9 protein-coding genes, 2 pseudogenes and 1 other annotated feature are annotated in these 13,197 nt (G+C 40.2%); of the genes and pseudogenes, 7 read left to right on the forward strand and 4 right to left on the reverse strand.

Features of this window, described 5'->3' with window-relative positions:
* Positions 1 to 176 precede the first annotated feature (176 nt).
* Positions 177 to 635 (reverse strand): hypothetical protein, encoded by a 459-nt coding sequence (locus O1449_RS08950; protein ID WP_269238104.1) that lies wholly within the window; start codon positions 633 to 635, stop codon positions 177 to 179.
* A 160-nt stretch (positions 636 to 795) separates the two neighbouring features.
* Here O1449_RS08950 and O1449_RS08955 point away from each other — a divergent pair, with 160 nt between their 5' ends.
* Entirely contained in the window at positions 796 to 1,428 is a 633-nt protein-coding gene (locus tag O1449_RS08955; protein WP_269238105.1) for an FMN-binding negative transcriptional regulator, read from the forward strand.
* On the opposite strand, the gene prmC is transcribed toward O1449_RS08955, so the two are convergent.
* Both prmC and prfA read right to left on the reverse strand, forming a co-directional pair.
* On the reverse strand, positions 1,425 to 2,243 hold the full coding sequence (prmC, locus tag O1449_RS08960) for a peptide chain release factor N(5)-glutamine methyltransferase (protein WP_269238106.1): 819 nt from the start codon (positions 2,241 to 2,243) through the stop codon (positions 1,425 to 1,427). The two genes, O1449_RS08955 and prmC, sit on opposite strands and share 4 nt — an antisense overlap.
* Positions 2,243 to 3,331: a peptide chain release factor 1 gene (gene prfA, locus O1449_RS08965; protein WP_004662494.1), complete on the reverse strand. Its 1,089-nt coding sequence runs from the start codon at positions 3,329 to 3,331 to the stop codon at positions 2,243 to 2,245. The genes prmC and prfA overlap by 1 nt, the downstream gene beginning before the upstream one ends.
* Positions 3,332 to 3,885: 554 nt before the next feature.
* On the opposite strand from prfA, the gene O1449_RS08970 reads away from it, so the two are divergent.
* The 3 genes and pseudogenes from O1449_RS08970 to O1449_RS08980 form a co-directional block, all read left to right on the forward strand.
* Positions 3,886 to 5,045 (forward strand): IS3 family transposase gene (locus O1449_RS08970; protein ID WP_269238047.1). Its coding sequence is split into 2 segments (ribosomal slippage): positions 3,886 to 4,120 and positions 4,120 to 5,045, totalling 1,161 coding nucleotides; the frame shifts between segments, so codons are not numbered across the junction.
* 2 nt (positions 5,046 to 5,047) lie between these two features.
* Positions 5,048 to 6,162 (forward strand): annotated as a pseudogene (locus O1449_RS08975) (IS3 family transposase); the annotation flags it as partial.
* Positions 5,218 to 5,334: a sequence feature (AL1L pseudoknot), on the forward strand. Its footprint overlaps the pseudogene before it by 117 nt.
* A gap of 29 nt (positions 6,163 to 6,191) precedes the next feature.
* Positions 6,192 to 6,455 (forward strand): annotated as a pseudogene (locus tag O1449_RS08980) (IS4 family transposase); the annotation flags it as partial.
* A 295-nt stretch (positions 6,456 to 6,750) separates the two neighbouring features.
* Here the strand turns inward: O1449_RS08980 and O1449_RS08985 are convergent.
* Positions 6,751 to 7,644 carry an SEL1-like repeat protein gene (locus tag O1449_RS08985; protein ID WP_269238107.1) on the reverse strand — a complete coding sequence of 298 codons (894 nt, stop codon included), beginning with the start codon at positions 7,642 to 7,644 and terminating at the stop codon, positions 6,751 to 6,753.
* A gap of 215 nt (positions 7,645 to 7,859) precedes the next feature.
* Between O1449_RS08985 and dnaE the strand changes: the two genes are divergently transcribed.
* The 3 genes from dnaE to cysE are packed head-to-tail and all read left to right on the forward strand — an operon-like array spanning position 7,860 to position 13,096.
* Complete coding sequence (gene dnaE, locus O1449_RS08990) at positions 7,860 to 11,423, forward strand: DNA polymerase III subunit alpha (RefSeq protein ID WP_269238109.1); 3,564 nt, start codon at positions 7,860 to 7,862, stop codon at positions 11,421 to 11,423.
* A gap of 13 nt (positions 11,424 to 11,436) precedes the next feature.
* On the forward strand, positions 11,437 to 12,291 hold the full coding sequence (locus O1449_RS08995; protein ID WP_269230171.1) for an RNA methyltransferase: 855 nt from the start codon (positions 11,437 to 11,439) through the stop codon (positions 12,289 to 12,291).
* A complete protein-coding gene (cysE, locus tag O1449_RS09000; RefSeq protein WP_005160644.1) occupies positions 12,284 to 13,096 on the forward strand; it encodes a serine O-acetyltransferase in 813 nt (270 codons plus the stop codon). Before O1449_RS08995 ends, cysE begins: the two co-directional genes overlap by 8 nt.
* Positions 13,097 to 13,197 lie beyond the last annotated feature (101 nt).

Genomic DNA, 13,197 nt, shown 5'->3' on the forward strand with positions numbered 1-13,197 from the left:
TCATCATAATGTTCAGTTGTCCAATATGGTAAAGTTTGTGCTAACTACCCGCATAACGCGCAAGTACCCACAACAAAATCTAAAACTGAGATTACCTCAGAACCATAAAAAATTACACAATAATCGGCTGGGTACTTGTCGCAGTTGATGCGAAAGTTAGGCAGTCACAGCAAGTCCTACTCATCATCACAACTTAGCCACATACCAACTTTATTATTATCAATTACACATAGAAAGCTATCACGACTATGACCTGTGACGGGTTGCCATCCATTTTCAGTAAAATTACTAAAATACTTAGGGCTTGAAAACTCGTCTATAAAGGCATCATGAATATTCATCAACTCAATATCATCTAGTCTGTTCCCTGAACCATATCTGATAGCATCTTTCGCCATCCTCATAAAGCAAGCAGAAAACTCATTACGATTAATCTCATTAAGACCATTTTGAGGTAAGGTTATAGCATTAGTTTCGCTGAGCCAAGGGTAAAACTCATATTCATTATTTTTTGCAATTACAAGCTCAATACCCTGATAGTCAACAGTATTAGATATATTGGGGGTATAAACATATCCAAAATAGCAATCTTGCCATAATTCCATATGTTGATTGAATATATGTTTAATATCCATTTTACATGCCTAACAAGGGTTATTGATCATCTAGTACTTTAATATCTAAGACAGAATGTCCCTATCACAGTATGATGACTTCTGCTTCCATAATTAAGGTGTATTGCCAACATTGTGAAATTGAGGCAGCGTTCTATTTACTTCTCAAAGGTTCGTATAAATGTATTTACCTGAAATTTTTGAAGAAAAAAATCTTAAAAAATTATACCAACTGATCCAAGACTACCCTTTTGCGACATTAATTAGTCGTAATGCAGAAGGTTTGGAAGCCAATCATTTACCCTTTCATTTATTATTTGATGAAAACAATCAAACCGCAACTTTAGTTGCCCATATTGCGAAGAATAATCCTCTGCATACTCAAATTGAAGACGGTGCAGAAGTTTTAATTATCTTTCAAAGTGAGCAAGGCTATATTTCACCAAACTGGTATCCAAGTAAACAGCAGCACCATCAACATGTACCAACTTGGAACTATCAAGTGGTTCACGTTAAAGGAACGATAACCTTCTTAACAGATGAAAAAGTATTACGTGGTATTTTGGCTAAACTCACCCGCACCCATGAAGCTAAACAAGAAACACCATGGAAAATGTCGGATGCACCAAGTGAATACATTGCTCAAGAGCTAAAAAACATCGTCGGGATTGAAATTCAGATTTCACACATTACAGGCAAATTTAAACTGAGCCAAAATCGAGAAAAAATAGATGCTTTAGGTGTTATCGACGGACTGCAAAAACAAGGTAATCACCATTTAGCAAATGCCGTAGAGCAATATATTGAGGATTAAGCCTGCTTTTGCCCTAGACTGACACGATCATTGCCACCATAATCTTTGATAGTCTGAATCTGCTTAAAACCTTGTTGCTCAAACATATTTCGCACTGCTTGCCCTTGATCATAACCATGTTCAAGCACAATCCAGCCATTCGGTTTGAGCCAGTCTTTCCCTTGACTAATAATGGTTTCAATATCAGCCATCCCCTGCTTATCTGCAATCAATGCGCGCTCAGGTTCAGACTTGAGCTTTTGCATATGTACATCTTCAGGGTCAATATACGGCGGATTCGAGACAATCAGATCAAATTGTTGTTGCTCTAAAGCTTCAAACCAAGCCCCACAAGCGAACTTCACTTGCATCAGCCCGTGTCGAACTGCATTGTCCTGCGCCACGTCTAAAGTTGGTGCGTATATATCAGTTGCAGTGACTTGCCATTGCGGACGCTCACTTGCGAGCGCCAAAGCAATTGCGCCTGTTCCTGTGCCTAAATCCACAATATTCGCGTGTTGATCGAGCGGCAGTTTGAGCACCATTTCTACCAAAATTTCGGTATCTGGACGTGGCACTAAAGTGTCATGTGTCACTTTTAAATCGAGCGTCCAAAACGGTTGTGAACCAGTGACATAAGCCAATGGTTCGCCCTGTTCAATACGCGCAAGCCCTTCTAAAAAAGCCTGTTTCTGTATTTCAGTCAACTCTTGCTTAAGTCTTAATTTGAGTTCTAAAGCATTGATACCTAGAAGGTGTTCAAGTAGCCATACCGCTTCTTGACGTTCGTAGCTATCAATTTCACCTTTGATTTCTAAGGCTTGAGCAATATTCATTAGCCGCCATTTTCCTGTGCAAGCATCGCCAACTGATCAGCTTGATATTCACGATGTAGGCTATCTAATAACTCTGTTAAATCACCTTCCATAATCGCATCTAACTTATATAGAGTCAGGTTGATACGGTGATCGGTCATACGACCTTGCGGATAGTTATAGGTACGAATACGCTCTGAACGGTCACCCGAACCAACCAAGTCACGGCGCATTTCTGAGGTTGCAGCATCAGCAGCGGCACGTTTAGCATTTTCTAAACGTGAGACTAACAATGCCATCGCTTTGGCTTTGTTTTTATGCTGTGAACGCTCTTCTTGACATTCCACCACCACACCCGATGGAATATGGGTAATACGCACCGCAGAATCGGTTTTGTTAATATGCTGACCACCTGCACCTGATGCGCGATAGGTATCAATGCGCAGATCGGCGGGATTAATTTCGACTGTAGTATCTACATCCACTTCTGGCAGAATCGCAACGGTACACGCTGAGGTGTGTACACGACCTTGAGATTCAGTCGCAGGTACACGTTGAACACGGTGTGCACCACTCTCAAATTTCAAACGACCATAGACGCCTTCACCATCAATACGGCAAATGATTTCTTTATAACCACCATGCTCGCCTTCATTTTCAGAAAGCACTTCAATACGCCAACTTTGTGTTTCAGCATATTTGCTATACATACGGAATAAATCACCCGAAAAGATCGCTGCTTCATCACCACCTGTTCCAGCACGAATTTCAAGGTAGGCTGCATTGGCATCATTTGGATCTTTCGGAATCATTAGAACATTTAATTGTTCTTCGAGATCAACTAGAAGCGCTTTATTTTCTTTAATTTCTTCTTCAGCCATATCTTTGAAATCGGGATCTGATTTCATTGTTTCAGCCGTTTCAATATCTTCTTCCGCTTGACGATATTTGCTCCAAACCTCAGTGATTTCTGTTAAATCATTATGTTCACGAGACAATTTACGAAAACGTTTATTGTCCGAAATTACTTCTACATCAGCGAGCAATGCAGTCAGCTCTTCGTGACGATCACAAAGTTGATCCAGTCTTAAACGGAGTGATGCTTTCATGGGCGGAATATCTCAAAACTAAAGACTCAGTGCCAATCAAAATAATGAAGCACGAGCAAAATCAAAAAATTGCGCATAGTTTACAGATTCTAGGGCTTAAAAGACATAGAGAAACTAGGTAACTTACCAATCCCCTATTATTTCATGACAATTTCATCGTTTTTTAGTATGTATAGGTTGTTCTATTACCTGAGCTTCGATATAAATAATCAAAGATAAATTAGAATGATAAAACAATAGGATAAACCATGAATAATTTAATAAACCGCCCAACACTCGCATTCGCAGCCGCAAGCTAGTTTGCTGTCTTTATTGGTGTTTGAACCGTACCGAGATTGTCGGAGACAACTTTTCTTGAGAAGATATTCCGATGACAAATTTGAAATATACACCTGAAATCAAAGAACGAGCAGTACGCTTACTCCTCGAATCTGAAAAAGACTATCCCTCGACTTGGGCAGCAATCACAGCAATTGCACCTTGATCCTAGCCAAAATAATGGACAGCATGTCCCTCTAAAGATAACGTAACTTCAATCTTTGGAGATCCAAGAAATGGCTAAACGTTTTAGTCCGGAATTTAAACAGCAAGCAATTGATCATGCACTTTCAAACTCCCACGAGCCTATAGCTGCAATCGCCCATAAATTAGGTGTGGGTTATTCAACCTTAGATAAATGGATTCGTGAAGCCAATCCAGTAGGTTCAAGCAAACGTCAACTTTCTCCTGAACAACAGCGGATCTTGGAATTAGAAAAAGAAGTCAAACAGCTCAAGGAAGCCAATGACATCTTAAAAAAAGCGCATGTGTACTTTCTGACAGATCATGCCAAGAAAAGTACACGGTAATTCAAGATATGGATATAAATGAAGTCACTGTGTCTTCTGTCTGTAAATGCCTAGATGTCAGCACTTCAGGCTATTATGCCTGGCGAAAACGCCAGACCAATACAGCGCAGAAATACAATGATTTAAAAGTTGTATATTGGCAGCATCATGCGCGCTTGGGTGCACCGTCATTGGTACATGACATGCGTGATTTAGGTTATCGCATGAGCGAACGTACCGTTGGAAGGATGCTAAAAAAGCTTGGTTTACGTAGTAGGATTGCACGTAAATACAAGCATACGACTGATTCAAACCATCGTTTGTCTACAGCATCAAATTTGTTGGATCGCCAATTTACAGTTACTCAGCCTAATAAAGTTTGGACAACGGATATTACCTATATCCGAACTAAAGAAGGCTGGCTGTATTTATGTGTGATGCTAGATCTATTCAGCCGTCGTATTGTGGGTTGGCAAACCAGCCATCGAATAGACCGCCAATTGGTGTGTGATGCGTTTAATTATGCAATGGCTCGTCAGGGTTATCCAACGGGTGTCATGGTGCATTCGGATCAAGGTAGTCAGTACTGTAGTCGTGATTTTAGGGCGCTATTATTGACGAATAACTGTATTCAAAGCATGTCTAGACGAGGAAACTGTTGGGACAATGCAGTGACCGAAAGCTTCTTCCATACCCTGAAGGGGCATGTAGTACATGGCAGTGTATTTTCTACGAGAAAAGAGGCAAATGCTATCTTGTTTGAGTATATTGAAGTTTACTACAATCGAATCAGAAGGCATTCTGCAAATGGCTGGTTAAGTCCAGAAGCCTTTGAACAGAAATATTTCAAGAATTTAGAGGGATCGGTTGTCCACGATACTGTCTAGGATCACCTAAAATTGGTTGTACCCCTGAAACACTTCGTAGTTGGCATAAGAAGTTTCTTGACCTTCAAAATCCTGTTCAAGTTCAACTCCTATCAGATCAGCAACGAATCAAACAACTTGAACGCGAAAATAAAGAACTCCAACGGGCGAATGAAATACTTCGTAAAGCTGCTGCTTTTTTCGCCCAGGCGGAACTCGACCGCCCACACAAGTAATGGTTGATTTTATTCGTAAACATCAAATTCACTATGGTGTTGAAGTGATGTGCAGCATATTGCCAATCGCATCATCTAGGTACTATCGCCAACTTAACCTTGCTGAAAACCCTGAAAAACGTTCAAAGCGAGATTTACATGACCAACATTATGCAGAGCAAATCAAACGAATTTGGCAGGAAAGTTCAGGTCGTTATTGTGTACGCAAAGTATGGAAACAGTTGAAACAATAAGGTTATTCTGTGGCACGCTGTACAGTTAATCGATTAATGAAGCAGCTTGATATACAAGGTGTTTGGCGTGGTAAGAATAAACGTACGACACGACATCATGAAGATCAAAAGTGAGCTGATGATTTGGTAAAGCGTAACTTTAATGCAAAGCATCCGAATCATCTTTGGGTCGCTGACTTCACCTATATTCAAACTGTATCAGGTTGGGTATATACCGCTTTTATTATTGATGTATTTTCAAGGGCGATTGTGGGTTGGAAGGTATCGACAAGAATGAATACTGACATGGTGCTCGATGCTCTGGAGCAAGCACTACATGATCGAGGTATGCCTGAAGATGTCATTCACCATAGTGATCGAGGCGCACAATATCTTTCAATTCGGTATACAAATCGCTTGGCAACTGCAAATTTAAGAGCATCCGTTGGTACAACTGGAGACTCATATGATAATGCGTTGGCTGAGACAGTGAATGGTTTATATAAAACAGAGGTGATTGAATATTTAAAATCAGGTTGGTCGGGCTTGGCTGATGTTGAATTGGCAACATTGGATTGGGTTGATTGGTTCAACAAAAAACGACTACACAGCGCAATTGGCTATGTTTCACCTTTTCAGTTTGAAGCAATGTACTCTCATAGAATGAATGTGTTAGGTTTCGTGACCTAACATAAATAAACTCTCTCCGATATAGTCGGTACGATTCAATCAAGCAAAACCTAAAATTGAAATCGTTTCTAGGCCGTAGCCGCAATGCGATACAAACACAAATATGGATTGCACTAATCGCGTATTTACTGGTAAGTTTTGCGAAAAATATGGCACAAGAAGGATGGAGTGTTCAAAGATTATTAAGAATTATTCAGGTGAACTTATTTGAAAGGAAACCATTGAAGGCTCTGTTTTTACCTGACAAAAAGTGGAATAAACAAGAAGAACCTCAACTGAGGTTCTTCTTGTGATATTTGTGGGACAGCAGTGAGTCACCATACTTTTTAATATGCTTAACTTCCTAAGCCCCAACGTAAATTATGAAAATACTGTTGCTTTAGCTTGCATATACACTTGGTTGCCATTATAAAATGTCAACAGACCCTACTTAAAACCAACCGAATTATCATAGAAAAGTCTGTCTATAACAATGTCTTGATAGGTGAAATAAATTGTCAATTTTTCCATATTTTAACAAATAAAAAGCAAATCGTATCACTCTTTTCTTTTTATCCCACCTTCCAAGATTAAAATCCGAGATGAAATTTATTCAGTTTTTTGCAGCCCATCCCACTGCGCTTCATACTCTTTCGACTTCTTTAAATTCTTAGCTAAGCCAAAACCGCCATTTTCATATAAACGCGCCAAATCCAACAATGCTTCATTTTCACCCTGCTCTACCGCGAGTGAATAATATTCGGCTGCTTTTTTATAATTTTTTTCAACGCCCTTACCTTCTTCATAAATATAAGCAATATTAGACGAACCTAAGCCATTTTCAGCTTTAGAGGCTAACGTAAACAGACGTAAAGCTTCTTTATAATCTTGCTTTAAACCTGCTTTGCCTTCCAAATAGAAAATACCAAGATTGTTAATTGCTGAAGATTCATCTTGCTTTACAGCTAACTGATAGTAATGTAATGCTTTTTTAAGGTCCTGAGCGACTTCATCATTCCCATCACTATACAAATGACCTAATTCAGCTTGTGCAAGATCCAATCCCGCATCAGCAGATTTGGTCATCCATTCCAAGCCTTTTTTAGTATTAATACTAACGCCGTCATCGCCATAGAGGTATAAAAAACCTAAATAATACTGAGCGTATAATTGCCCTTTTTGTGCCGCCTGTGTATACCACTTTAACGCTGTGGGATTATCTTCTTCAGCCCCTTCGCCATAATCATACATATACCCTACGGAAAAAAGTGCATCAGCATTTCCCTTTGCAGCCGCCTTTTTGAACCATTCTAATGCTTTACCAAAATCTTGATCGACATCATTTCCATAATAATAAGCATCTCCAAGATTATTTTGGGCAATCGCATCACCGTTTTTTGCTTGTTGAACGAGTTCTTGACTAAAAGATACATCCTCAGCTTGAGCTAAAGAAATTGCGCTCATACTTAATAATATTGAAAATACGATATTCTTTAATTTCATTCTTGAACCTGCTTTGGTACATTTTTATGCAGATACATTCTAGCGATTAAACAACTTAAGTAAATGTATATTTATATTTCCATATAAATCAAAAGTTAATTTTTATTAATTTATAAAAAGCACAGAACAAATAGACAGTTTGCCAAAATATTAAGCATGCCATTTTCGGTTTGCATGCTAAACTATGCATTGCTTTGAAAAAGGATAGTCCTTCTATGCGGTTTGTTCATCTCGGTATCCATACAGAATTTTCGATTACGGAATCGATTGTTCGCATACCTGATTTGGTCAAAGCTGCCGTTAAAGATGACATGCCTGCGCTTGCATTAACAGACTTATCCAACTTGCACGCTGCGGTGAAATTTTATGAAGCTTGTTTAAAAAAAGGCATTAAACCTGTTTTAGGCAGTGTCATTCGACTGAATGACGCAGAGCATCGCGCAACCTTATTAGCTATGAGCAGTAAAGGTTGGCGAAATCTAACCGAAATCGTATCTCGGGGCTTTATTGAAGGACAACAACTTAGTATTCCATGCGTACAAAAAGAATGGATACTTGAACAATCAGAAGATTTAATTGTCTTGCTTGGACAGCATAGTGATGTCGGCAAAATGCTTTGTTCATCCAATCCACAAAAAGCAGAACCTTTATTAGAAGCATGGATTGAAAAGTTTGGTAATCGTGTTTATTTAGCATTAACACGTACTGAACGTGTTGGTGAAGAAGATTTTATTCAACAAGCCGTTAAACTCGCTGCTAAATATCAAATTGGTGTCGTTGCACATAATGATGTCCACTTTGTTGAACAAGATGATTTTGAAGCACATGAAGCGCGTGTGTGTATCGCTGATGGTTATGTACTTGGTGACGATAAACGTCCTAAGAATTATAGCTCTGAACAGTATTTTAAAACTGGTGAGCAAATGTCTGAACTATTTTCAGACATCCCAAGTGCGATTGAAAATACTTACCAGATCGCAAAACGTTGTAATGTTGCCTTACAACTCGGGACTTATTTTTTACCTGATTTCCCGATCCCAGATGGCTATACCATCGACACCTATTTCGAACATTTATCTCGTACAGGTTTAGAGGAACGCTTAAATCACCTTTATCCTATTGCTGAACGTGATGAAGATTGGGCTGAGATTCGTCAGCCCTATGATGATCGTATCAAGTACGAAGTTGATATTATTTTAAAAATGGGTTTCCCCGGTTACTTCCTGATTGTCATGGACTTTATTCAATGGGCAAAAAATAATGGTGTACCTGTGGGGCCAGGACGTGGTTCAGGTGCAGGCTCACTGGTTGCTTATAGTTTAAAAATTACTGATCTTGACCCACTGCGTTACGATCTACTTTTCGAACGTTTCTTAAATCCTGAACGTGTTTCGATGCCCGATTTTGACGTCGACTTCTGTATTGCAGGTCGAGACCGAGTGATCGAATATGTCGCACAAAACTACGGTCGTGAAGCCGTTTCACAGATCGCGACTTTTGGTACGATGGCTGCAAAAGGTGCCATCCGAGACGTTGCACGAGTTCTAGGTAAATCTTACGGTTTGGCTGACCGTATTTCCAAAATGATTCCGACCAAGCCGCTTGGTGTTGATCTAGTCACTGCGATAGACATGGAACCACAGCTCAAAGATATCGTGACCAATCCATCAAATCCAGATAATGATGATGCTGCTGAAATTTGGGAAATGGCACTTAAGCTCGAAGGCATTACACGAAACACAGGCAAACACGCAGGTGGTGTAGTCATTGCACCCGGTAAAATTACCGATTATTCAGCGGTACTGTGTGAAGCAGATGGAACAAGTCGTGTTGCTCAATATGATAAGGATGATGTTGAAGCTGCAGGTCTGGTTAAATTTGACTTCTTAGGTCTGCGTAACCTCACAGTTATTGAAGACGCAGTTCAAAATATTAATAAAAGAATTAAATCTGAGATTCCACTCGAAATTGCCAATGTTCCGTTGGATGACAAAGATGCCTATTTAGTCTTTGCGGATGCGAATACAACTGCGGTATTCCAGTTTGAATCCGTCGGCATGAAAAAGATGCTCAAGGAAGCAAGACCGAGTAAATTTGAAGAAATTATTGCCTTCGTTTCTTTATACCGCCCCGGTCCAATGGATCTAATTCCAGACTTTATCCATCGTATGCATGGTGGTGAGTTCGAATATCTACATCCATTGCTAGAAGGCGTATTGGAACCTACCTATGGGATTATGGTTTACCAAGAACAGGTGATGCAAGCAGCACAGTTCTGCGCAGGCTATACGCTTGGTGGTGCAGATTTACTGCGCCGCGCCATGGGTAAAAAGAAACCTGAAGAAATGGTTAAACAGCGCCAAATCTTTATTGAAGGTGCTGCAAAAAAAGAGATTGATGAAGCAACAGCAAACCATATCTTCGACTATATGGAAAAGTTCGCAGGTTATGGATTTAACAAATCACATGCCGCAGCCTATGCCCTTGTTGCCTATCACACTGCATGGCTAAAAGCACATTATCCATCAGAATTTATGGCAGCCGTTTTATCATCAGAAATGCAGAATACGGACAGTATCGTATTCTTAATTGATGACTGCCGTAATAATAAATTAGAAGTGCTACCGCCTTCCGTAAATATGTCTTTGTATCATTTCCACGCCAGTGATGAGAAAACCATTGTTTATGGTCTCGGTGCAATTAAAGGTGTCGGCGAACAAGCGATGCAGTCGGTCATCGACTCACGCATCAATGAAGGTCCATACAAAGATTTATTCGATTTCTGTCATCGAATCGACCTGAAAAAGATCAATAAACGTACCTTAGAAGCCTTAATTCGTGCGGGTGCGTTGGATTGTTTAGGCATTGAACGTTCAAGCTTAATGGCTCAATTGCCTGAAGCTGTTCAAGCAGCCGACCAAGCACGAACTAACCGTGAAACGGGTATCATGGATTTATTTGGTGAAGTTGAAGAAGTTCAACGCAAACCTGCTAAACCTGTGAAACCGTGGTCAGACGAAGTTCGCCTTAAAGGTGAAAAAGATACGCTTGGATTGTATCTCACTGGTCATCCGATTGATGTCTATCGCCCAGAATTAAAGTCATTTATTCCAGCGAAATTAAATGAACTCACCCCGACACGTCGTGGTGTAACGACCGTCTTTGCTGGTTTAGTCGTTGATATTGCCAACTTCCCGAACCGTATCATGATTACACTAGATGATGGCACTGCTCGTGTTGAAATCAGCTGCAATCATGAACGTTTCCAACGTTATAAAGAAATCGTTCGTCTAGAACATGTAATTGTTATCGAAGGCGAAATCTACGAACGTGAAGGCTTTGACCGCCCGATGGCACGTTTAAGTAAAGCTTTTAATTTAAATGAAATCCGCCAAAAGCGTGCTCAAAGTATTCAAATTCGTCTCCCTCAAGATTTAATGACCAAATCTTTAACCAAAGATCTACAGGCAATTTTATTACCTTATTGTAATGTCGATATGTGTCAGCATATTGCTTTACAAATCCAACTTGAACAAAGCTTTGCGACAGCAGAATTGCATCTAGGCCCGCAATGGAAAGTCGCACCTTTAGATGAATTGCTAGGCAAGCTACGTGATTATTTTGGTAAGGACGCGATTTTTATTGAATATCAAGTGAAGTCAAAAGCTGCAAAAGTAGCAGAAGCGCCTAAAGTAACGACAGTTGCACCACCACCTGAAAACATGTCTATGGATGAAGCGCTTGATCTATATCAAGCTGAAATCTCTCAATACTCTTAATTTTGGATGATATATGAACCTGTTTGACTCAAACCCTGTTACCCAAAACAAGGTGTCCAAACACTTGGATCATGTGCGTATTGTTATGGTCAATACCACCCTACCAGCCAATATTGGTAGTGCCTTACGCGCAATGAAAACGATGGGTTTATCTCAACTCGTTTTAGTTGCTCCTAAAACCTATCCACACCCAGATATTGATGCTTTAGCAGCGGGTGCACAGGATTTAATTGAAAAAATTGAGATCGTTGATACTTTAGAGCAAGCTATTCAAGACTGTCATCTCGTGTTTGGAACCAGCGCACGTAGCCGTACCATTCCATGGCCGTTACTGGACGTACGTCCTGCTGCAAAGGAAGCTTTACAAGGCGCGAGCCAACAGCAAAATATCGCTATTGTTTTTGGTCGTGAAGACCGTGGTCTCACCAATGAAGAACTTGCTTTAGCCAATTATCACTTAACCATCCCAGTTAATCCTGAGTATGGTGTTTTAAATGTCGCACAAGCGATTCAAGTGGTTTGTTACGAGTTGAGAATGGCAGCACTTGAACAAAATTCACAAGTGACAGCAACACCAGATGATCACATGCAACTGAAACAACAGCAAAGCATGGAATGGGATGAGCCATTAGTAACACAAAAACAAATGGAAGAATTCTATCCTCATCTTGAAAAAATGCTGACTGAAATCGAATTTTTAGATCCAAATAATCCTCGTTTACTTCCATTACGCTTGCGTCGCCTGTTCGGAAGGATACAATTAGATCGTATGGAATATCATTTATTGCGCGGAATTTTCAGCCGTGTACAGGCTTTAGCCAAAGGCTCATGGAAACAAACCAATTCGGAGGATCATACCAATGATTAAACAGCTTAAAGAAGATATCGAGGCTGTATTTGCACGTGATCCTGCTGCCCGAAATACACTCGAAGTTCTGACGACCTATCCAGGTATTCATGCTTTGATCATGCATCGTATGGCACATGAGCTTTGGAAAAAAGAATACAAAGGTACAGCACGTTTACTCTCGTCATTTAGCCGCTTTGCAACAGGAATTGAAATTCATCCTGGCGCAAAAATTGGTAAACGCTTTTTTATCGATCATGGCATGGGTGTTGTCATTGGTGAAACAGCTGAAATTGGTGATGATGTCACGCTTTATCATGGTGTGACCCTAGGTGGCACAACATGGAATAAAGGAAAACGTCACCCAACCCTCGAAGATGGGGTCGTTGTTGGGGCTGGAGCAAAGATTCTAGGACCATTTACCGTACATAAAGGTGCAAAAGTTGGCTCAAATGCAGTCATCACCAAAGAGGTTCCTGAGGGTGTAACGGCTGTTGGCAACCCTGCACGATACATTTTCAAGGATAAAACCCAGATTGAGCAGGATGAAGCACGCCGCCGTGATTATGCTGAAAGCATCGGTTTCCAGCCTTATGCCACCACGCAGGATCAGTCAGACCCAATTTTAGAAGGTATTCGTGTTTTACTGGATCGGATGCAGCAAAATGAAAAGCGCATGAATACCCTTTGCCAGCGCCTCTCGCTACTGGACCCAACATTTAACGGTCAAAAACAGAAGACCCAGCCATTTAGTAAAGAAGAACTTAAAATTATTGAAGAAGTTAGACGTGAATGTGAAGCTCAGAGCAAAACTTCTTCGAACTAATCCAATTTATAAAAAATGTAACAAGCTTCTCGTTGCAAGTTGGTTTTGCTTTTCCTAGACTGGTAAAACCAACGACCGACCTAGTTAATTCACTAAAATTA

The organism is Acinetobacter sp. TR3, from assembly GCF_027105055.1.
In the GTDB taxonomy this organism is placed as follows: domain Bacteria; phylum Pseudomonadota; class Gammaproteobacteria; order Pseudomonadales; family Moraxellaceae; genus Acinetobacter.

Coding starts and splice junctions, on each gene's coding strand:
- O1449_RS08995 (WP_269230171.1), top strand. CDS start 11,437: ATGAACCTGTTTGACTCAAACCCTGTTACCCAAAACAAGGTGTCCAAA.
- prfA (WP_004662494.1), bottom strand. CDS start 3,331: ATGAAAGCATCACTCCGTTTAAGACTGGATCAACTTTGTGATCGTCAC.
- O1449_RS08985 (WP_269238107.1), bottom strand. CDS start 7,644: ATGAAATTAAAGAATATCGTATTTTCAATATTATTAAGTATGAGCGCA.
- cysE (WP_005160644.1), top strand. CDS start 12,284: ATGATTAAACAGCTTAAAGAAGATATCGAGGCTGTATTTGCACGTGAT.
- O1449_RS08950 (WP_269238104.1), bottom strand. CDS start 635: ATGGATATTAAACATATATTCAATCAACATATGGAATTATGGCAAGAT.
- prmC (WP_269238106.1), bottom strand. CDS start 2,243: ATGAATATTGCTCAAGCCTTAGAAATCAAAGGTGAAATTGATAGCTAC.
- O1449_RS08955 (WP_269238105.1), top strand. CDS start 796: ATGTATTTACCTGAAATTTTTGAAGAAAAAAATCTTAAAAAATTATAC.
- dnaE (WP_269238109.1), top strand. CDS start 7,860: ATGCGGTTTGTTCATCTCGGTATCCATACAGAATTTTCGATTACGGAA.